This window comes from Mycobacterium paraffinicum, from assembly GCF_025822865.1.
GTDB classification, from domain to species: Bacteria; Actinomycetota; Actinomycetes; order Mycobacteriales; family Mycobacteriaceae; genus Mycobacterium; species Mycobacterium paraffinicum.
In genome coordinates this window covers 744883-765314 of record NZ_JACKUR010000021.1, presented here as the reverse complement: position 1 = coordinate 765314, position 20432 = coordinate 744883, and the positions used below count along the sequence as shown (strand labels likewise).

Here is a 20432-nt window from a genome sequence, read left to right as displayed (position 1 = left end):
CGGAACTGATTGCGGGACAACACTTCCCATTCCAGCGAGGAGAAGAACGCCTCGGCCGCGGCGTTGTCGAAGCACGACCCGACCCGCCCCATGGATTGGCGGATCCCCAGCTCAGCACACAGCTTGGTGAACACCCTGGCGGTATAAGTGCTGCCACGGTCGGTGTGGAAAATGACCCGCTGCTCAAGTTCGTCGCGCCAGATGCCCTCGCGGCCACCACGGGCTGCCACCGCCATCTTGATGGCCGCACAGGCCAGCTCGGCGTCCGGGTGCAGGCCCATTGCCGCCCCCAGCAGCCGCCGGCTGTACAGGTCGATCACAGTCGCCAAATACAGCTTCCCGGAGTCGGTGGGAATCTCCGTCATGTCACCCACCCATTTGCGGTTCGGTGCATCAGCGGTGAAGTCCCGTTTGACCAGGTCGGCAAACTTCGGTGCGGTCTTGTCCTGCTTGGTCAACCCATTGCGGCGCTTCTTGGGACGCGCCACCAGCAGCTGGCGACGCATCGAGTCGGCGACCGTGTTCACCGACACCGTCCAGCCCTCATCGCGCAGATCGTCGACCAGTCGCGGGGAACCATGCAAGCCCTTGGCCTTAGCGAACGCCTCGGCGACCGCCACATCCAGCTCGGCGCGGCGCCGATCAGTGTCGGTGTGCAGCCCGTCGGGATCCTCGGCGCGGCCCAGCCACTTGTAGAACCACGCCAGGCTGACCTGCAGCACACGGCATGTCACAGCATGTGGCACACGACATTTTTGGTCCTCTGGTCGGCGATGAAGCATGCCACGCTCACTTCGTCGCCTCCTTCACCCACAGGACCACTGATCGCTTGAGGACATCACGCTCCATCCGCAGCTCGGCGTTCTCCGCCCGCAAACGCTTCAGCTCGGCCAGATCGTCCTTGGACAACTCCCCACGGCCCTCGCNCTGCTCCTGATCCTGGGCAACCCAGTTCCCCAAGGTGCCCGGATTCATCCCCAGATCGCGCGCCACCGCCGCGATCGGCTTACCCGTCTCCCGCACGATCCGCACAGCCCCATCCCGGAACTCACGGTCATACTTCTTCCGTTTCTCTGACATCGCTACCCCTTATAGCTGATGCCTCTACGGTCTCGGGGGAACCTCACGGCTTACCCGTCTCCCGCACGATCCGCACAGCCCCATCCCGGAACTCACGGTCATACTTCTTCCGTTTCTCTGACATCGCTACCCCTTATAGCTGATGCCTCTACGGTCTCGGGGGAACCTCAGTCCTGGCAGCAAGTCAGCGTGGGGCGCCACTACGCCGGCGCCCGCTGCGATGTCCACGTCGATGGTGAGCTGCTGCGGTTTTGGATCGACAACCAACTCGTCAAAACCGCCGCCCGCACCAGCAACGGAGAGGTACGAAACAAACGGGCCCTGCGCACCAGCGCAGACGCCTAACACACAACAAGAGTGTCAAGGATCAACCGAAACAGAAGCGTCAAGAATCAACCGACACTGAACAGGGGCACTTACGGTCTGACCCCATAGCCTTCGCCGTCGTCAGCCAGGTAGATCACGTCGTACCAGCGTCGAGGCGGTTGGGCGCCGGTGTCGTACTCCTCGGTGGCGGTCGCGCGCTCCAGCCGAACATCCGTCAAAAGCGGATGGTGTACGCGGATATAGTCTTCGAGCTCGGCAAGCAGCGCATCGCCAGTCAGTGTCATGTCCGCAAGCGCCCTTGCTTCACGCTTCGCCCAACTCACGCGTACATATTGCCGCGGCCGTTGCGGCCTGCGCCGTCGCGCTGGGTTATGTCGCCATCCGCCCGTCGAGCATGATGCCGAGCCGGACGGCACCGTCGCGGCGGCGCACGCCCTCGATGCGGACCTCGATGTCTGGCCGCCGCGGCTTAGCGGCAGTCGACGTCGCCGGGTTCTCGAAAGTGATCATCGTCGATCTCCTCTCTCGCTAGGTCCCCGCTTCATTCAGGGTGCGCCTGCTTTACCGACTATTCGGGGTGCGACACGATCACGATTAGGGCAAGACGGTGTGCATCAGCATCACGTCGTATGCCGACCACAGCGACAGGTTGAAGTACAGGTCCCGCCCCGACGACCAGGGGTGAATCATCGGCGCATAAATGCCACCGGGCATCGAGAAGGCGGACACGAGCGGTTGCTCGGGGCTCCACGGCCCCTGCGGGGCCGGCGCGGTGCGCGCGACCACGTCGTTGCTGCCACCGTTGGTGTAGAGCACCAGGTATTGCTTGAGATAGCTGTTGTATTGGGCCGACATTTCGCCCACCGGGCCCGGGAAGATCGGCGTCGCCGCGCCCGGATTGTTGGGCACCCAGCGGCCGCCGTTGTCGCCGTTCCAGTACTGGTACTTGGTGATGTCGGGCAACTGACCCGGCGGCACCCGCGACAGGAATGCCGCACCGCCGCGTCCCGACGGGGTCCCGAATTGATACAGGTAACCGTCGTTGCCTTTCATGAAGGCACCCATTTGAAAGTTTTCATTGCCGGGGGTGAACCCGGCTCCCGGAATGGCGTCCGCGGAGGCCGTGCGGATCGAGGTGGGGAAGATTCCCCAGTTCTGGCCGTTGTCGTTGGACCGCGCGATCGCCGAGTAGTTCGTGCTCCATTCGCCGTCTCGGCCCCACTGCCGGATCGACATGTAGCTCATGTACTGCGTTCTGCCGATCGAGATGCCGGCCGTCGGAATGATCCCCGTCTCGTGGGCTGCCTTGTGGATGGTGTTGACGACCTGCTTGGACAGGCTCGTCGCCCACACGGGCGAACCGGAGTACCGGTCGTTGGGGATGCCGTCCGCGATGTGGATTCCGTGTGACAGATCCCGGTCCGAGCTGCGGAACAGCGTGTTGTAGCGCCACTGTTGACCCTTGACTTTGCAGTAACCGAAGGTGTCGCCGAAGGCCATCAGGACCTGACGGTTCACGGGATCCCCGTTGTCCCAAGCGATACCGAGGTCGGTGCCGGAAATGCTGAAACGCTGCAGGGTCTTGTTCGGGCCGTCGGGTCCGGTCACCCAGTCGACGAGCGAAGTGGGGGCCCCGGCAATCGAGACGGGCGGCGCCTCCGCCGGTGGCTGCGGCGGCGGGACCGGGGCGGCGTTGGGCTGCAGCTGACCGGCGTTGGGCGGTTGCGGCAGACCGGGGACGGGGGGATTCGGCCCGGGCGGAAGGACCTCCGCCTGCGGTCTCATCGGCGCGACCTGTCGAGGGATCGCCGGCTTGAGGAATGACGAGATCAGCGGTCCCAGCTTGGGCAGCGGCGCCTGGTCATTGGTGTGGGTGGGTCTGCGCCCGGTGGGCGGCTGAACGACCGGTTGGGGTGCTGGCATCGCCGGCGGCGCGGCGGGCGGTTCCACATTCGCTTCTGGCGCTCCGCACGGGGTGGCATTGGCCGTCGGCGCCGGGCCGACCACGTAGACGAGTCCGACCGCGGCCGCCGACGCCATTGATAGCGACACACTTCGAAGAATCGCCGACATGTAACACCTTTCGAGCTGCGGGGACACCGCATTGACGTCCGTAGTTGGCTCATGTGACGATAGTGATTAGTGCGACTGTTGTGACTAGTGATGCGGCGATAGGTACGCATCCGTGACCGTGTCGAAACCCGCCAGGCGGGCACCATGGTCCCGCTCACCCGCTCCCTGGCGAGCGCCGGCGCAGCCCTTTCCACCCGGCCGGCTCTCGCCCGTGTCGTCCGGGCGAAAGGCGCCGCGCGAGTGTTTGCCCGCCTCGCGGCGACCAGCGAACCCGGCCGTCGCCCAAGGGGACGGGCACGCCCGCACGCGCCCGATTCGCGCTGACGGGTGCGACCCACAAACCCGGGTGCGGGACGCCGGCGAGAAACCCGAAGACCTCAAAATGTTTTCGCCCTCACGCAATGAGGTTGAGTCCGCATGTTTGTCTGCCGCCGTACGGGGCAATGTTCCATGAGAGGCGAACGCGTCGGCCGGCCTTCGCGTACGCCTAGGTCCCGTCGGTTCAGCCCGAGAGCCGACGGGGCCGCCCCATTTCAGGCTCCTTTTCGGCCACGACCGCCCGCGATACGCCTGAACGACGAGGTTTTCCAGGAGTACCGTGCGGCGTATGGATGACTCTGCGGGTGTGTGGATTCTGGGCGGCTGGCAAACCGATTTCGCCCGCAACCTCACCAAGGAGGGCCGTGACTTCGCCGACCTCACCGCGGAGGTCGTCGAGGCCACGCTCGCCTCGGCCAAGGTGAATCCGGCCGACATCAAAGTGGTCCACGTTGCGAACGCATTCGGGGAGATGTTCGCCGGCCAGGGCCACCTCGGGGCGATGCCGGCCACGGTTTGCGCGGACCTCTGGGACACTCCGGCCTCCCGGCACGAGGCGGCGTGCGCGTCCGGCAGCATCGCGACGCTGTCGGCGATGGCCGACCTGCGGTCGGGCGCCTATGACACCGCGTTGGTGGTGGGGATCGAGCTCGAGAAGACGGTGCCCGGCGACACCGCGGCCCAGCACCTGGGTGCGGCCGCGTGGACGGGCCACGAGGGCGCCGACGCGCGGTACCTGTGGCCGTCGATGTTCGCCGAGGTCGCCGAAGAATACGACCGGCGCTACGGCTTGGACGACGCGCACCTGCGGGCGATCGCGCAGCTGAACTTCGCCAACGCGCGGCGTAACCCCAACGCCCAGACCCGCGCGTGGACCGTCCCCGACCCCATTACGGACGACGACACCACCAACCCGATCACCGAGGGCCGGCTGCGGCGCTTCGACTGCAGCCAAATGACCGACGGCGCAGCGGGATTGGTTTTGGTCGGCGATGCCTATCTGCGCGACCATCCCGATGCGCGCCCGGTCGGCCGCATCGAGGGCTGGGGGCACCGGACGGTGGGACTGGGTCTGCGGCAGAAATTGGACCGAGCCGTCGATGACCCTTACCTCCTTCCGCACGTGCGGGCCGCGGTGCACGACGCCCTGCGCCGCGCCCGCCTGACCCTGGACCACCTCGACGGGTACGAGGTGCACGATTGCTTCACCCCCAGCGAGTATCTGGCCATCGACCACATCGGGCTGACCGGCCCCGGAGAGTCGTGGAAGGCCATCGAGAACGGTGAGATCGAGATCGGCGGCCGGCTGCCGATCAACCCCAGCGGCGGACTGATCGGCGGCGGCCATCCGGTCGGGGCTTCCGGCGTGCGCATGTTGCTCGACGCGGCCAAGCAGGTCAGCGGCGCGGCCGGGGAGTATCAGGTCGAGGGCGCCAAGACGTTCGGCACCCTCAACTTCGGCGGCAGCACCGCCACCACGGTGAGTTTCGTTGTCCGCACAGCAGAAAGCGCGTGACATGGATGTTGAGATCGTCGGCAAATTCCTGTCCACCCTGCCCGAAGACGACGACCACCCGTACCGGACCGGACCGTGGCGTCCCCAGATCACCGAGTGGGACGCCGACAACCTCACCGCCGTTGAAGGGGAACTCCCGCGCGACCTGGACGGCATCTACCTGCGCAATACCGAAAATCCGTTGCACCCGGCGCTGAAGACGTATCACCCGTTCGACGGCGACGGCATGCTGCACATGGTCGGCTTTCGCGATGGAAAAGCCTTCTACCGCAACCGCTTTGTCCGTACCGACGGCTTCCTGGCGGAGAACGAAGCCGGGGGTCCGCTGTGGCCGGGGCTGGCCGAGCCGGTGCAATTGGCCAAGCGTGAGCATGGGTGGGGCGCCCGCACCCGGATGAAAGACGCGTCGAGCACCGACGTCATCGTGCACCGGGGCGTCGCGCTGACCAGCTTCTACCAGTGCGGCGACCTCTACCGGGTCAACCCGTACTCGGGCGAGACGCTGGGTAAGGAAAGCTGGAACGGGCGCTTCCCGACCGATTGGGGTGTGTCCGCCCACCCGAAGGTGGACAGCAAAACCGGTGAACTGCTGTTCTTCAACTACAGCAAGCGGGAGCCGTACATGCGCTACGGCGTGGTCGACGAGAGCAGCGAGTTGGTCCACTACGTGGACATCCCGCTGCCCGGGCCGCGACTGCCGCACGACATGGCGTTCACCGAAAACTACGTGATTCTCAACGACTTTCCGTTGTTCTGGGACCCCGGCCTGCTCGAGCACGACGTGCACCTGCCGCGCTTCTATCCCGATATCCCGTCGCGGTTCGCGATCCTGCCCCGCCGCGGCGGAACCGGTGACGTCCGTTGGTTCGAAGCGGACCCCACGTTCGTGCTGCACTTCGTCAACGCCTACGAGGACGGCGACGAGATTGTGCTTGACGGTTTCTTCGAGGGCGATCCTTCGCCAGCTGACACCGGTGGATCGAAGTGGGACAAGCTGTTTCGGTTCCTGGCGCTGGACCGCCTGCAATCGCGGCTGCACCGTTGGCGTTTCAACCTCGCCACCGGAGCGGTGCGGGAGGAGCGGCTGTCGGAGTCCATCACCGAGTTCGGCACCATCAACCCGGACTACGCCGCGGGCGACTACCGCTACGCCTATGCCGCCACCGGCAAGCCCGGCTGGTTCTTGTTCGACGGACTGGTCAAACACGACCTGTGCACCGGAAACCAACAGGACTTCCGCTTCGGCGACGGCGTCTATGGAAGCGAAACGGCAATGGCGCCACGGGTCGGAGCCACCGGGGAGGACGACGGTTACCTGGTCACCCTCACCACCGACATGAACACCGACGCCTCCTATTGCGTGATCTTCGACGCCGCCCGGATCGCTGATGGCCCGGTGTGCAAACTCCAACTGCCGGAGCGCATTTCCAGCGGAACCCACTCGACGTGGGCGCCCGGCCACCAGCTGCGGCGCTGGGATACCGCCGAGTCGGCGGCAAGCGCGGTCGGGTTGTGATGGGCGCCCAGAATCCCCGCCGCACCACGCACTGGCCGATGCAACTGGCGTCGATCGGCGGCATACGTTTCGCACGCCGGTCGGCGAACTTCCACGAGACGGTGCGGTTCTACCGCGACCTGGTGGGCTTGCCGCTCTTCGAGACCTTCGGCGAGAGCTACGGCAGCAACGGCGCCATCTTCGGACTGCCCAGCTGGAACCTGACCCTGGAGATCGTGGAATCCGTCGAGCCCGTCGCCGTGGACCACCACGAACAGCTGTGCCTGTACTTCCCCGACCAGCAGGCGCAACAGACGGCGATCGCCCGGCTGCAAGCGGCGGGCATCGAACCCGCCGAACAGCATCCGTACTGGGCGGCGACGGGCGCCGTCACCTACCGCGACCCGGACGGCCGCGAAATCGTGTTCGCGCCCTTCGTGTTCGGCGTCAACGAGCCGAGCGACAGCTCCGCTTCGGGAACGCACGAGTTCCCGTCGTCCTGAGGTCTCAGCGGCCGGACCGACCGGAAGCCAGGGCGGCGATGACCGCCGCAATCGAGCAGACCACCGCACAGACCGCCGCGACCGCGCCGACGTACAGGCCATATTGGGCCGATACCGGCGGATTCACGTTGAGCTTGTAATACCACGCCGTCAGCGCGACGATCAACAGCGAAATCACTAGCGCGCCAACCGAAGCAAGCCTGACCGACAGTCCGCGGCCGACCATCGCCCCGGTCACCAACAGCGCGGAGGACAGCAAAACGATGAGCTGGCCCGCGCCGAACCCTCGCGGCAGTTCCAAGTTCCCGTGGGCGCCTCCGATGGCGTTTGCCCAGCCCCCGCCGTTGACCGCCGTCGTCAACCACGGCAGCCAAGCGCTGGCGGAAATCACCAACGCGAAGAGCGCCACCAGCCAACCAGGGCGCAGCCGGCGAGTCATGCAAGCGAGATTAGCCGACGTGGGACCGACCTCGGCGCCGTCCCGCTCGCGTGGCGCCCGTCGGTCAGCGACGACCGCCGGAGCCGTTCATCCCGGGGTCCGGGCGGGTGAATACCGTGACGAAGTTCTGCAGCGACATGTCGATGTCGCCACGCAGCGCGGCGGCGACGATCATGCCGATCGGCCCGAACAGGGCGGGGCCACCGAGGTGGACATCGAAGCTGACGACCGAGCCCTCTTCCGCGGGCTGAACTTTGGCCATCAGCTTGACCTTGACGCCACCGACGCCGTCACCGTTGAGCGTCATGCCTTCCGGTGGCTTGTAGCGCACGACCGTCCACCTGATCCGGTTGTACATGCCCTTGACTTCGACGATCGACTCCACGACGGTGCCCTTGTCGATGTCGTCGGGCAGTTTGCTGCGCCATACCCGGTGGATGGTCAGCCAATCCTTGTACCGGGACAGGTCGGAGGCATGCTTCCAGGCCACCTCGGGTGGTAGCGGGACGTCGATGGATCCGGAGAGTTTCGCCATGAGCTCAGTTCTGGTCGTCGCCTTTAGCCGCGGTCCCGGCCGCTTTCTTGGCCTCTTCTTGCACTTTGTGGATGGTGTCGGAGTACTTGCCCTGCGTCTTCTCGTCGACGAATTCGCCGGCCTTGTCGACCGCGGTTTCGACCTTGTCGGCGTTCTGCGACAAGAGCTCTTTGGCCTTGTCCAGGAATCCCATGTACCCGTCCTTTCCCCGCCGAAATCCTACTTGGCGGCCGTTAGCGCCACAGCCGCGGCTGCACGCCCAGCACCCGTGCCCGGATCCACCACATCGCCTCGATGGCCCCGGCGCCCAGCATGCCGATCCCCACTGCGGTGGACGTCACCACGACATCGGAGGGATCGAGCAGGAACGCCCGGCGGGCCAGCGGGATGCTGAAGATCACCACGTAGGCCAGGCCGGAGCCGATCACCAGCGCGACCCGCCACCACTGGTAGGGGCGCGCGACCACCGCGAGCACCCACAGCGCCGTCATCAGCAGCGTGATCAGGGCCGCGGTCGACGCCTGCTCCTGTTGCTGGAACGACGCGTGCCGGCCGTGATAGGCCACCAGGTAGGACCCGAACGTCGCGGTGCCGACGATGAGCCCGGAGGGCAGCGCCGAGCTCAGCACCCGCCGCACAAAGCCCGGGTAGGCGCGTTCGTTATTGGGCGCGAGCGACAGGATGAACGACGGGATCCCGATGGTGAACCACGCCGCGATGGTGACGTGTATCGGCTGAAACGGGTACAGCAAGGGATCGACTTTGAGCGGCTTGGCGAACAGGCATTCGATGCCGACCAGCAGCGCCAACAGCACCGAGTAGACGGTCTTGGTCAAGAACAGGTTGGCGACCCTCTCGATGTTGCCGATCACCCGCCGGCCCTCGCCGACGACGTACGGCAGGGTGGCAAACCTGTTGTCCAGCAACACGATCTGCGCGACCGCGCGCGACGCCGGGCTGCCGGCACCCATCGCTACACCGATGTCGGCATCCTTGAGCGCCAGCACGTCGTTGACGCCGTCGCCGGTCATCGCGACCGTATGCCCGTGCGATTGCAGGGCGTGCACCATCGCCCGCTTCTGGTCGGGCCGCACCCGGCCGAAGGTGGTGTGGGCGTCCAGCGCGTCGGCCAGTTGCGCGGGTTCCGCCGGCAGCCGGCGCGCGTCCATCGTCTCCCCGCGCAGCCCGAGCTTGTCGGCGACGGCGCCGACCGACACCGCGTTGTCGCCGGAAATGACCTTGACCGAAACACCCTGCTCGGCAAAATAGTCCAGGGTGTCCGCGGCGTCGGGGCGCACCCGCTGCTCGAGCACCACCAGCGCGACGGGGGTCACGCGTCCCGGCGCGTCCGGATGGTCAACGGCAACGTCACCGGTGCCGACCAGCAGCACCCGCAAACCCTGCGCGCCGATCCGCTCGGCCTGTTCGGCCGCACCCGACGCCGGATCGAGCAGCACGTCCGGCGCCCCGATCACCCAGTTGCCGTTATCCCCGAAGGACACCCCGCTCCACTTGGTGGCCGACTTGAACGGCGCGGTGGCCGTGGCGGTCCAACCGGGTGGACGCTGATAGCTCTCGGCGATCGCCTGCATGCTCGCGTTCGGGCGCGGGTCGGCGGCGGCCAACGCCGCCAGGGCGTCGGTGACCCTGTGCCGCTGTGCCGCTTCGAGTTCCTCGACACCCGCAACCCGCATGCCGTTCTCGGTCAGGGTGCCCGTCTTGTCCGCGCAGACCACATCGACCCGGGCGAGTCCCTCGATCGCGGGCAGCTCCTGCACGAGACACCGGCGCTGCCCGAGCCGGACCACCCCGACGGCGAATGCAACCGACGTCAGCAAGACCAGGCCTTCGGGCACCATCGGGACCAACGCACCCACGGTCCGGAGCACGGACTGCCGCCAGCCCGCGTGCGTGGTGAAGAACTGGGTGTAGATCGTCAGCAGGCCGGCCGGCACCAACAGGTAGGTGATGAACTGCAGGATCCGGTTGATCCCGTTGCGCAGTTCGGATTTCACCAACGTGAACTTGCTGGCCTCTTCGGCGAGCTTGGCGGCATAGGCCTCCGGCCCGACCTTGGTGGCGCGGTAGGCGCCCGTGCCGGCGACGACGAAGCTGCCGGACATGACCGCATCGCCGGTGGCCTTGACCATCGGGTCGGCCTCGCCGGTCAGCAACGACTCGTCGACCTCCAGATTCGCCTCTTCGACGATCTGGCCGTCGACGACGACTTGGTCCCCGGGTCCGAGTTCGATGATGTCGTCGAGCACCACCTCGGAAGGCGACAGCGTGCGCGTCCCGGATTGCCTGCGCACCAACGGCTTCGCCTGCCCGACGATGGCCAGCGCATCCAGCGTCCGTTTGGCACGAATCTCCTGGACCATGCCGATGACGCTGTTGGCGATGATGAGCAGCCCGAACATCCCGTTGATCAGCGACCCCGTTGCCAGCACGATCAGCAACAACACCCCCAGGATCGCGTTGATCCGGGTGAAGACGTTGGCCCGCACGATGTCGGCGATGCTGCGGGTGGCGCGTTCGCGGACCGCGTTGCTCTTGCCCGCGGCGACCCGCTGCGCCACCTCGGCATCGGTCAGACCGGCGATCATCGGGTGAACGTTCCCAGCTTGTCCGAGTCGTAGTACTCCAGGTTGAGCGTCCGTCCCGCGAAGGTGGCCTTGGAAATCGTTCCGGGCGGGGCGTTTTCGTCGGTCAGACCGAAGGTGAAGGTGTCGCCGTCCCAGTGCGTCAGCGTGACCGTCCGGTTCTTGGGGCCCATCACCAGCTGCAGGGAGCCGTCGTGTTCGGTGACGACGGCCGGGCCCCAGTAGTCGCTGGCATACACGCCCGCATAGTCGCTGAGCGGCCTGGCCGGCGCGGGATTGTCCGGCGGCCGCTTGCCGACCAGCGATCCCTCCGGGTTGTTCAGCCAGCCGATCGCCTTCTGGTACAGAGCCCCCCAGTCCTCACGAATCTGGCCGTACTGCACAAGATCCATGAATTCGGCGGTCAGCGTCTCCGGGATGCCATAGGGCGCGCCATTCGTCAGCGCGATGATGCCCAAGTCCTCCGAGGGCATCACCACGAAGTTTGTCGCCGCCCCCAAATCGAAAGCACCGGAATGACTGTATTCGGTGCGGCCCGACGAGTCGACCGACGCGTTGAAGCCGTATCCGTAGAACCCCGGGCGCGCCTTGGGCGTCTTCGCGGGCACCGAAACCGTCTGCGGGCTGGTGGCGGCCAGCAAGGCTTCCGGCGACGCGATCCGCTGTCCGTTGTATGTTCCGTTGCCCAGCAACATCATCAGCCAGCGGGCCATGTCGTTCACCGACGAGCTCACCCCGCCCGCGGGGGACTGTGCATCGGGGTCCCGCTGGAATCGGGCCTCCCACTTGTCCGCGATCTTGATGTGGTTGGCCGCATGGTTGGGTCGTGCGACGAAGTCGGCGAACCGCGAACTGGTCGATGTCATCCCCAGGGGCCGGTAGAGCACCTCGTTGGACAGGTCCTCCCATGACTTGCCCGCCGCGGCGGCCACCGCCTCGGCCGCCGCGGTTACCCCATAGTTGGTGTAGGCGTAGCTGATTCGAAACGGCGCCAACGGCAGGTACTTCAGCCGTTCGAGGGTTTGCCGACGGTCGTAGCCCAAGTCTTCGAGTTTGTCACCGGCATGGTCGGGCAGCCCGGAGCGATGCGAATACAGGTCGGCGACGGTGACGTGCGCCGTGACGTAGGGATCGCTCAGCGTGAACCACGGCAACTTGGACGCCACCGGGGTGTCCCATGCGACGACGTTGTCGCTGACTTCGTGTGCGACCACCGTCGAGCCGACCGACTTGGACACCGAAGCCAACTGGAAAACGGTGTCGGCGTCCACCTTGTTGTCCTGGCCCTGGCCTTTGCTCACATCCTTGACGCCGAACCCCTTGGCGTACAGCACCTTTCCGCCATGGACGATGGCCAAGGCCATCCCCGGGACGCCGGTGCCCTTCATCAGGTCGCCGACGAGGCCGTCGACCTTGGCGACCGCTTCGTCGACGCGGCCGGCGGGGATCGCGAGACCCGACACCTCGTTGGGCGGCGCGTCAGAGGGCGCGGGCGGGCTGGATACCGGTTGGGCGGGCCCGCATCCGGTCAGGCCGAGCAGCACCGTGGCAACGGCCGCGGCCGCGCGTTTCGTCATGGCGGAACTCTAGCGTGGGAGGTTGGCGAACCCCCGAATCAGAGCCGCCACCAGGGGTTCGATTTCGGCGGCGCCGCGGGATCGATGCGTTGGCCGGGGGCGGGGACCGCAACTTTGACGTGTTCCGGTTCCGCGGCGGCGAGCAGGCGTTCGACCGGCTCGGCCCACGGGTGGGGGGCCAGCCGGAAGGTGCCCCAATGAATCGGCACTAGCAGCCCGTCACCGGTGAGGTCCAGGTGCGCCCGCACCGCTTCCTCGGGGTTCATGTGGACGTCCGGCCACGCGGTGTTGTAGGCGCCGATGGGCAACAGCGTCAGGTCGAACGGCCCATGGTCGGCGCCGATCTGCGCGAAGCTCTTGGTGTAGCCGGTGTCGCCGCCGAAGTAGGCGCGATGATTCGGACCGATGAATGTCCACGACGCCCACAGCGTGGTATTGCGATCCAGGAAGCGACCCGAAAAGTGCCGCGCCGGCAGGCAAGTCACGGTCAGCTGATCGACCAGGCCGCTCTGATGCCAGTCGAGCTCGACGATGCGGTGCTCCGGTATCCCCCACGCGCGCAGGTGAGCGCCGACACCGAGCGGCACGAAGAACGGGGCCCGCTGCGTGTGGGCCAGCGCCGTCACCGTGTCCATATCGAGGTGGTCGTAGTGGTCATGGCTGATCACCACCGCGTCGACGGCGGGCAGCCCTTCCAGTTGCACCGGCGGCGGGTGCAGCCGCTGCGGTCCGACGATGTCCGACGGTGAGCACCGATCGCTCCAGACCGGGTCGGTGAGCACCCGGTAACCGTCGATCTCCAGCAGCGCCGTCGAGTGACCGAACCAGCTGACGGCGAGCCGGCCGGGGTCACCGTCGAAGATCGCGGGGGCGGCCAACGGGATTGGCGCCGAAGGCCGGCTCACGCCCCGACTGCCGATAAGCTCCCACGCGACCAGCCGCAGTTCTTCGCGATCCATCATGAAATTGGAGGCGGGGTCGAGGTTGACGAACGCGCCGTCGCGGTAGTTCGGTGACCGCTCCGCCACCGCCCTGATCGCGGCGGGGTGGGCGCCGAGGGCCGCCGGTGCGCCGTGCAGCGCCCGCACCACCCAGCTGCCGGCCACCAGCGAAGCCGTGCCGGCGGCCAGTCGCAGCGCCCCCCGCAGCATGACGGTCAGGCCCCCTGGAACTTCGGCGGTCGCTTCTCGATGCGGGCGACCTGGGCCTCGATTACGTCCTGGCTGCCCCACGCCCTGTCGAACAGCTCCTTGTGCACCGGCCCGGCCTCCTCGATGGCGCCGTCGTCGTTCAGCACGCGCTTGGCATGCTGAATCGCGAGCGGTGCCAGCCCGGAGATCTCGGCGGCCCACGCTTGGGCGTCGGCCAGCGTTCCGATGCGGTTGGCCATGCCGGTCTGCAGCGCCGCGTCGGCGGTCAGCTTCTCCGCGGCCAGCAGCATCGCGCGGGCTCGCCCGTGCCCGACCAGCGAAGACAACCGGCGAATGCTCCAGTTGTCAAGCGCCAGACCGTATTTCGATGTCGGGAACTGGAAGAACGCGTCCGGTGCGACGACCCGCAAATCGCATTGCATGGCCAGCTGCAGGCCCGCCCCGATGGCGGGACCGTTGATGGCGGCGATCACCGGGATCAGCGTGGTATCCATCACCTTGTGCAGCTCGATGAGCCGGTCCGGATAGTCGGCGGCAAACGCGTCGCCGCTCAGGTCGGCGCCGGCGCAGAACGCGGTGCCTTGCCCGGTCAGCACGATGGCACGGACGGAGCCGTCGCTCGCCTTCTGGAACGCCTCCCGCAGCTCCTCGACGAGCTGGGAATTCAGCGCGTTGCGGCGCTCGGGCCGCTGCAGCTCAATCGTCAGCACGGCTTCGGCCTGGGTAACACCGATCATGGCAGCCACCCTATATAGCCTCGTGTCGTGAGTCGTATCACGGCTGCTCAGCTGCGCGACGCGGTGCTGGACGAGGGCTCCTTCATCCGGTGGGACAGCGAGCCGCTCGCGGTGCCGGTCAGCGAGACCTACGCGCGAGAGCTGGCCGACGCGCGGGCGGCCACCGGCCTCGACGAATCGGTGCTGACCGGCGAGGGACGCATCTACGGCCGCCGGGTCGCAGTGGTGGTCTGCGAGTTCGGCTTCCTCGGCGGCTCGATCGGGGTGGCCGCGGCCGAACGGATCACCGCCGCGGTGCAGCGAGCGACCGCCGAACGCCTGCCGCTGCTGGCTTCGCCGAGCTCCGGGGGCACCCGCATGCAGGAGGGCACGGTCGCCTTCCTGCAGATGGTGAAGATCGCCGCCGCCGTCCGCCTGCACAAGCAGGCCCACCTGCCCCACCTGGTCTACCTGCGCAATCCCACCACCGGCGGGGTGTTCGCGTCGTGGGGTTCGCTCGGCCATGTCACCGTCGCCGAACCGGACGCCATGATCGGCTTCCTCGGGCCCCGGGTGTACCAGCTGCTCTACGGCGAACCGTTCCCCGAAGGCGTCCAGACGGCGGAGAACCTGCAGCGCCACAGCGTGATCGACGGCGTCGTCCCGGTTGGCGAGCTGCGCCGGACGCTGGACCGCGCGCTGACCGTCATCGCCGACCCACCCGATCCGCTGCCGGCGGCGGCACCGCCCGAGCCGCTCCCCGACGTGCCGGCGTGGGACTCGGTGGTGGCGTCCCGCCGCCCCGACCGGCCGGGTGTCGGGCTGCTGCTCCGCCACGGCGCCACCGATCTGGTACTGCTGTCGGGCACGGGGCAGGGAGAAGCGGCGACGACCCTGCTGGCGCTGGCCCGTTTCGCCGGTCAGCCCGCGGTGGTGCTCGGACAGCAGCGGGTGACGGGCGGGATGGTGGGGCCGGCGTCGCTGCGCGAGGCCCGGCGCGGGATGGCGCTGGCCGCCGAGCTGCGCCTTCCGCTGGTGCTGGTGATCGACACCGCCGGTCCCGCGCTGTCGGCCGAGGCCGAACAGGGCGGCCTGGCCGGCCAGATCGCTCAGTGCCTGGCCGAGTTGGTGACCCTCGATACCCCGACGGTGTCGGTGCTGCTCGGCCAGGGCAGCGGCGGGCCGGCGCTGGCGATGGTGCCCGCCGATCGGGTGCTGGCCGCGCTGCACGCTTGGCTGGCGCCGCTCCCGCCCGAAGGCGCCAGCGCGATCGTCTTCCGAGACACCGCCCACGCCGCCGAACTTGCCGCGGCGCAAGGCATCCGATCGGCGGACCTGCTGGCGTCGGGCATCGTCGACGCGGTCGTGCCGGAGCATCCCGACGCCGCCGACGAGCCGGTCGAGTTCTGCCAGCGACTCTCGCGCGCCATCGCCGCCGAGGTGCATGCGCTGCGAGCGCTCCCCGCGGGCGAACGGTTAACGGCCCGCTTGCAGCGCTACCGCCGCATCGGATTGCCCTGACCTTTCGCCGATCAGCTCACGACACGTAAGCCACCGCACACGACACGCCGCAAAACGTCACCGTGGCTTACGTCTCGCGGGTCAGCGGCCCGGCAGCCCGAGGTAGCGCTGGATGGTCGGGCCGAGCCAGTCGACGATCTCGTCGCGGCTCATCTCCACGATCGGGGGTAGCCGTAACACGAAGCGGCACAACGCCATCCCCAGGATCTGGGTCGCGATCAACCCCGCCCGCACAGCGGAATCTTGCGGCGGCACGAAGGAAGCCACCAGCGGCTGGATCTGGCTTCCGAAGATTTCCTGCATCCGTTGGGCCGCTTCGCCGTTGGTGGCGCTGGACCGCAGCAGGATGACCAGCGCCTCGTCGCCCTCCCAGCGTTCGAGAAAGTGCCGCACCAACGACCGCCCGACCTGCGCCGGGTCGGTCGAGGCGAAGTCGGGAAATCGCAAGTCGAACTCGGCCGCCGCGGCGAACAGCTTGTCCTTGCTGCCGTAGTACCGCATGACCATCGCGGGATCGATCCCCGCGTCGGCGGCGATCGCCCGGATCGTCGCGCCCTGAAAGCCGACGGCGCCGAACCGCTCGCGGGCCGCCGCCAGTATCACCGCTTTGGTCTCCTCCGACGACCGTCTCATGCCAACGAGTGTAGGCCAACAACTGTTGACATTGCGCCGTCGACGCGCAAGCATGGAGGTATGCCAACAAGCGTTGACTAACGCACCAGGAAGAGGAGCGGACCATGAAAGACACCGATGTCCTGGTGGTCGGCGCGGGCCCCACCGGCCTCACGCTCGCCGCCACACTGCTCAGCCGCGGAATCCGGGTGGTGGTGGTCGACAAGTTGGCCGAGGGCGCGAACACGTCCCGCGCCGCGGCCGTCAACGCCCGCACCCTCGAGGTGCTCGAGGAGCTCGACGTGGCCCGGCGCATGGTCAAGGCGGGGCTGATCGCGCCGCGATTCACCATGCGGGAGGGCCGGCGCATCCTGATCCCCGTCGACTTCAGCGAGCTGCCGACGGACCATCCGTACACCCTGATGCTGTCCCAGGCCGACACCGAGCGGCTGCTGCTCGAGCGACTCCACGAGCTGGGCGGCGACGTCGTCCGCCCCAAGACGCTGAGCCGCATCAGCCAGGACGCCACCGGCGTGACGGCCACATTCGACGACGGCGAAACCATCAGGGCCCGCTACGCCGTCGGGGCGGACGGCATGAACAGCACCGTCCGGACGCAAGCCGGAATCGGCTTCGCCGGTGGCGAATTCGCCGAGGCCTTCACGCTCGCCGACGTGCGAGTGACCGGCGAAGCGCCCCGCAACGAGGTGATCCTGTTCTACGCCAAGGACGGCCTGACGGTGCTGGCCCCGCTGCCCGGCGACATCTTCCGTGTCGTCGCGCCGACCGCCGACGCGCCGCAGCTGCCGTCGGCCGAGTTTGTGCAGGCGCTGCTGGACACCCGGGGCTTCGGCCCGGGGCAGACGGTCGTCACCGAGCTGGTCTGGGGGTCGCGGTTCCACATCCACCACCGCGTCGCCGACACGTACCGCTCCGGCCGATTGCTGCTGGCCGGCGACGCGGCGCACGTGCACAGCCCGGCCGGGGGCCAGGGCATGAACCTCGGGATCACCGACGCGGTGGCGCTGGCCGGGGCGCTCGCCGAGGTTCTGGGGGGCGGCCCGGACGCCGCGCTCGATGCCTACAGCACCGCGCAGCGCCGGCGCGCCGAGCGGGTGCTGAAACTGACTGGACGGCTGACCCGGGTCGCGACCCTGCCGCGCCCGTTGCGCCCCCTGCGCAACACGGGAATGCGCCTGGCCGCAGGCGTTCCCGCGGTGCGCCGGCAGCTTGCGGTGCGGCTGAGCGGACTCTCCACGGAATGACCCAAAACCGCACGGGGACAACATCAATCGGACACCGGTCACCCCGGACGCGAATGCCGCGTCACACCAACCGATCTCGGGGTGACCCGCCCATACCAACGGGCAGTCGCGGCGCAGCGTCGAAAACGTAACCTTTTAGGCATCGACGGCCCGTCCCGGGCACCGCCGCGATCAACAATCAGGCAAGATGGGCGGCATGGACACTGGTGGCATCTCACCCCGCGTCTTGGTCGTCGACGACGACTCCGATGTGCTCGCGTCGCTGGAACGCGGCCTGCGGCTGTCCGGATTCGAGGTGTCGACCGCGGTCGACGGCGCCGAAGCCTTGCGCAGCGCCACCGAGACCCGGCCGGACGCGATCGTGCTCGACATCAACATGCCGGTGCTGGACGGCGTCAGCGTCGTCACCGCCCTCAGGGCGATGGACAACGACGTCCCGGTCTGCGTGCTGTCCGCCCGCAGCTCGGTCGACGACCGGGTCGCCGGACTCGAGGCCGGCGCCGATGACTACTTGGTCAAACCGTTCGTGTTGGCCGAGCTTGTCGCGCGGGTGAAGGCGCTGCTTCGCCGTCGCGGCGCGACCGCCACCTCCTCCTCGGAAACCATCACTGTGGGCCCGCTCGAGGTGGACATCCCCGGCCGGCGCGCCCGCGTCAACGGCGTCGACGTCGACCTGACCAAGCGGGAGTTCGACCTGCTGGCGGTGTTGGCGGAGCACAAGACCGCGGTGCTGTCGCGCGCGCAGCTGCTGGAGCTGGTGTGGGGTTACGACTTCGCCGCCGACACCAACGTCGTCGACGTGTTCATCGGGTACCTGCGTCGCAAGCTGGAGGCCAATGGCGGTCCCCGGCTGCTGCACACCGTCCGCGGAGTAGGGTTCGTGCTGCGTATGCAGTAACCAGGCGGGCGCCATGAACTTTCTATCCCGCATCCTGACCCGTACGCCTTCGCTGCGCGCCCGGGTCGTGGTCGCGACCGCCATCGGCGCCGCCATACCCGTGCTCATCGTCGGGATCGTCGTCTGGGTGGGCATTACCAACGACCGCAAGGAGCGGCTGGACCGCCGCCTCGACGAGGCCGCGGGCTTCGCTATCCCTTTCCTGCCGCGCGGCCCCGACGAAATCCCGCGCTCCCCCAACGACAGCGACGCCATCATGACGGTCCGCCGCGGCGACCAGGTCAAGTCGAACTCCGATGTGACGCTGCCCAAGCTGGACGTCGATTACGCCGATGCTTACGTCAAGGGCGTGCGTTACCGGGTGCGGACGGTGGAGATTCCCGCGCCGGAGCCCACCTCGCTGGCCGTGGGTGCGACGTATGACGCGACCCTCGCCGAAACCAATAATCTGCACCGGCGAGTACTGCTGATCTGCGGCTTCGCCATTGGCGCGGCGGCGGTGTTCGCCTGGTTGTTGGCCGCGTTCGCGGTGCGCCCCTTCAAGCAGCTCGCGCAGCAGACCCGATCGATCGATGCCGGCGACGAGGCACCGCGGGTGGAGGTGCACGGCGCCACCGAGGCCGTCGAGATCGCCGAGGCCATGCGGGGCATGCTGCAGCGCATCTGGGATGAGCAGATCCGGACCAAGGAGGCACTGGCGTCGGCCCGCGACTTCGCCGCCGTGTCGTCGCACGAGCTGCGCACGCCCTTGACAGCGATGCGCACCAACCTCGAGGTGCTGGCCACCCTGGACATGCCCGACGACCAACGCAAAGAGGTGCTGAGCGACGTCATCCGCACCCAGTCGCGGATCGAGGCCACCCTGAGCGCCCTGGAGCGGCTCGCCCAGGGCGAACTGTCGACATCCGACGATCAGGTCCCGGTCGACATCACCGAGCTGCTTGACCGCGCCGCCCACGACGCGATGCGCATCTACCCCGACCTCGACGTGTCACTGGTGCCGTCGCCGACGTGCATCATCGTCGGATTGCCGGCCGGATTGCGCCTGGCGGTGGACAACGCGATCGCCAACGCCGTCAAGCACGGCGGCGCGACCCTCGTCCGCCTCTCGGCGGTCAGCTCGCGCGCCGGGGTGGAGATCGCCATCGACGACAACGGCAGCGGCGTGCCCGAAGACGAACGCCAAGTCGTCTTCGAGCGGTTCTCCCGCGGGTCGACCGCCTCCCATTCCGGGTCGGGGCTGGGGCTGGCGTTGGTGGCACAGCAGGCCCACCTGCACGGCGGAACCGCTGCCTTGGAAAGCAGCCCGCTGGGCGGCGCCCGCCTTGTGCTGCGCCTCCCCGGCCCGAGCTAGCGCTTCGCGCGCCGGAGCGCGAGCGAAACCGTCGGGATGTTCGTCGTGGCAGGCTCCGAATCGGCTATGGCACAAGGGTTTAGCCTCCGTCGGTTCGTTGGCCTGCGGCGCTCGCCCGGTGGGCGATGGGCAACCTAGCGATTCGGCCCACGCCCGGTCGGGCACACTGGAGCGATGGCCAACGGCAACAAACCGACCGACAACGAAACCCTGGCACACATCCGCGACCTGGTCGCACAGGAGAAAACCCTGCGCGAGCAGCTGCAACACCGCGACATCTCCGAATCGGAGGAACACGACCGCCTGCGCCGGCTGGAGGTCGAGCTGGACCAGTGTTGGGATCTGCTGCGGCAGCGGCGGGCGCTGCGGGAAACCGGCGGTGACCCCCGGGAGGCCGAGGTTCGTCCGCCCGGCGAGGTTGAGGGCTACCTGAACTGAGCCAGCACGCG

20 protein-coding genes and 2 pseudogenes are annotated in these 20432 nt (G+C 67.8%); 9 read left to right on the top strand and 13 right to left on the bottom strand.

All coding sequences use genetic code 11. From position 1 onward, the window contains the following. Both H7J89_RS12200 and H7J89_RS12195 read right to left on the bottom strand, forming a co-directional pair. A pseudogene (locus H7J89_RS12200) lies at positions 1-793 on the bottom strand (IS3 family transposase); the annotation flags it as partial. Next, positions 790-1080: a transposase gene (locus H7J89_RS12195; RefSeq protein WP_264043766.1), complete on the bottom strand. Its 291-nt coding sequence runs from the start codon at positions 1078-1080 to the stop codon at positions 790-792. The gene H7J89_RS12195 and the pseudogene H7J89_RS12200, both read right to left, overlap by 4 nt. Before the next feature lie 171 nt (positions 1081-1251). Here H7J89_RS12195 and H7J89_RS12190 point away from each other — a divergent pair. After that, positions 1252-1425 (top strand): annotated as a pseudogene (locus H7J89_RS12190) (IS481 family transposase); the annotation flags it as partial. A 71-nt stretch (positions 1426-1496) separates the two neighbouring features. On the opposite strand, the gene H7J89_RS12185 reads toward H7J89_RS12190, so the two are convergent. The 3 genes from H7J89_RS12185 to H7J89_RS12175 form a co-directional block, all read right to left on the bottom strand. Then, on the bottom strand, positions 1497-1730 hold the full coding sequence (locus H7J89_RS12185; protein WP_264043764.1) for a hypothetical protein: 234 nt from the start codon (positions 1728-1730) through the stop codon (positions 1497-1499). 46 nt (positions 1731-1776) lie between these two features. Beyond that, a complete protein-coding gene (locus tag H7J89_RS12180) occupies positions 1777-1917 on the bottom strand; it encodes a hypothetical protein (protein WP_156622462.1) in 141 nt (46 codons plus the stop codon). Between the two features lie 84 nt (positions 1918-2001). Continuing rightward, a complete protein-coding gene (locus H7J89_RS12175) occupies positions 2002-3480 on the bottom strand; it encodes a glycoside hydrolase family 183 protein (RefSeq protein WP_264043761.1) in 1479 nt (492 codons plus the stop codon). Positions 3481-4087: 607 nt separating this feature from the next. Here H7J89_RS12175 and H7J89_RS12170 point away from each other — a divergent pair. Genes H7J89_RS12170 through H7J89_RS12160 form a run of 3 tightly spaced genes read left to right on the top strand, consistent with a single transcriptional unit; the run spans position 4088 to position 7312 of the window. Then, entirely contained in the window at positions 4088-5314 is a 1227-nt protein-coding gene (locus H7J89_RS12170; protein WP_264043759.1) for an acetyl-CoA acetyltransferase, read from the top strand. Between the two features lies 1 nt (position 5315). Further along, the gene (locus H7J89_RS12165) at positions 5316-6830 is read left to right on the top strand and encodes a carotenoid oxygenase family protein (RefSeq protein WP_264043757.1); all 1515 of its coding nucleotides are present in this window, start codon (positions 5316-5318) and stop codon (positions 6828-6830) included. Continuing rightward, positions 6830-7312 carry a VOC family protein gene (locus H7J89_RS12160; RefSeq protein ID WP_264043755.1) on the top strand — a complete coding sequence of 161 codons (483 nt, stop codon included), beginning with the start codon at positions 6830-6832 and terminating at the stop codon, positions 7310-7312. Before H7J89_RS12165 ends, H7J89_RS12160 begins: the two co-directional genes overlap by 1 nt. A 4-nt stretch (positions 7313-7316) precedes the next feature. On the opposite strand, the gene H7J89_RS12155 is transcribed toward H7J89_RS12160, so the two are convergent. The 7 genes from H7J89_RS12155 to H7J89_RS12125 form a co-directional block, all read right to left on the bottom strand. Next, on the bottom strand, positions 7317-7751 hold the full coding sequence (locus H7J89_RS12155; RefSeq protein ID WP_067200041.1) for a hypothetical protein: 435 nt from the start codon (positions 7749-7751) through the stop codon (positions 7317-7319). 64 nt (positions 7752-7815) lie between these two features. Further along, on the bottom strand, positions 7816-8286 hold the full coding sequence (locus H7J89_RS12150; protein WP_264043752.1) for a type II toxin-antitoxin system Rv0910 family toxin: 471 nt from the start codon (positions 8284-8286) through the stop codon (positions 7816-7818). A gap of 4 nt (positions 8287-8290) precedes the next feature. Then, positions 8291-8479 (bottom strand): antitoxin, encoded by a 189-nt coding sequence (locus H7J89_RS12145; RefSeq protein ID WP_264043750.1) that lies wholly within the window; start codon positions 8477-8479, stop codon positions 8291-8293. A gap of 40 nt (positions 8480-8519) precedes the next feature. Further along, a complete protein-coding gene (locus H7J89_RS12140; RefSeq protein WP_264043748.1) occupies positions 8520-10892 on the bottom strand; it encodes a cation-translocating P-type ATPase in 2373 nt (790 codons plus the stop codon). Further along, positions 10889-12466, bottom strand: coding sequence for a serine hydrolase (locus H7J89_RS12135; RefSeq protein WP_264043746.1), 1578 nt, complete (start codon positions 12464-12466; stop codon positions 10889-10891). Before H7J89_RS12135 ends, H7J89_RS12140 begins: the two co-directional genes overlap by 4 nt. A gap of 38 nt (positions 12467-12504) precedes the next feature. Next, the gene (locus tag H7J89_RS12130; RefSeq protein WP_264043744.1) at positions 12505-13617 is read right to left on the bottom strand and encodes an MBL fold metallo-hydrolase; all 1113 of its coding nucleotides are present in this window, start codon (positions 13615-13617) and stop codon (positions 12505-12507) included. A 5-nt stretch (positions 13618-13622) separates the two neighbouring features. Beyond that, positions 13623-14354: an enoyl-CoA hydratase gene (locus H7J89_RS12125; RefSeq protein ID WP_264043742.1), complete on the bottom strand. Its 732-nt coding sequence runs from the start codon at positions 14352-14354 to the stop codon at positions 13623-13625. Positions 14355-14381: 27 nt separating this feature from the next. Here H7J89_RS12125 and H7J89_RS12120 point away from each other — a divergent pair, with 27 nt between their 5' ends. After that, positions 14382-15854 (top strand): acetyl-coenzyme A carboxylase carboxyl transferase subunits beta/alpha, encoded by a 1473-nt coding sequence (locus tag H7J89_RS12120; RefSeq protein WP_264043740.1) that lies wholly within the window; start codon positions 14382-14384, stop codon positions 15852-15854. An 81-nt stretch (positions 15855-15935) separates the two neighbouring features. Here H7J89_RS12120 and H7J89_RS12115 read toward each other — a convergent pair whose 3' ends face one another. Then, positions 15936-16487, bottom strand: a complete 552-nt coding sequence (locus tag H7J89_RS12115; RefSeq protein ID WP_264043739.1) for a TetR/AcrR family transcriptional regulator — start codon at positions 16485-16487, stop codon at positions 15936-15938. Between the two features lie 104 nt (positions 16488-16591). Here H7J89_RS12115 and H7J89_RS12110 point away from each other — a divergent pair, with 104 nt between their 5' ends. From H7J89_RS12110 to H7J89_RS12095, 4 genes are all read left to right on the top strand, one after another. Then, positions 16592-17731, top strand: a complete 1140-nt coding sequence (locus H7J89_RS12110) for an FAD-dependent oxidoreductase (protein ID WP_264043736.1) — start codon at positions 16592-16594, stop codon at positions 17729-17731. A gap of 187 nt (positions 17732-17918) precedes the next feature. After that, entirely contained in the window at positions 17919-18629 is a 711-nt protein-coding gene (gene prrA / locus H7J89_RS12105; protein WP_156349628.1) for a two-component system response regulator PrrA, read from the top strand. Between the two features lie 13 nt (positions 18630-18642). After that, on the top strand, positions 18643-19983 hold the full coding sequence (locus H7J89_RS12100) for a HAMP domain-containing sensor histidine kinase (protein WP_264043733.1): 1341 nt from the start codon (positions 18643-18645) through the stop codon (positions 19981-19983). A 174-nt stretch (positions 19984-20157) separates the two neighbouring features. Continuing rightward, a complete protein-coding gene (locus tag H7J89_RS12095; protein WP_264043731.1) occupies positions 20158-20421 on the top strand; it encodes a DUF2630 family protein in 264 nt (87 codons plus the stop codon). Positions 20422-20432 lie beyond the last annotated feature (11 nt).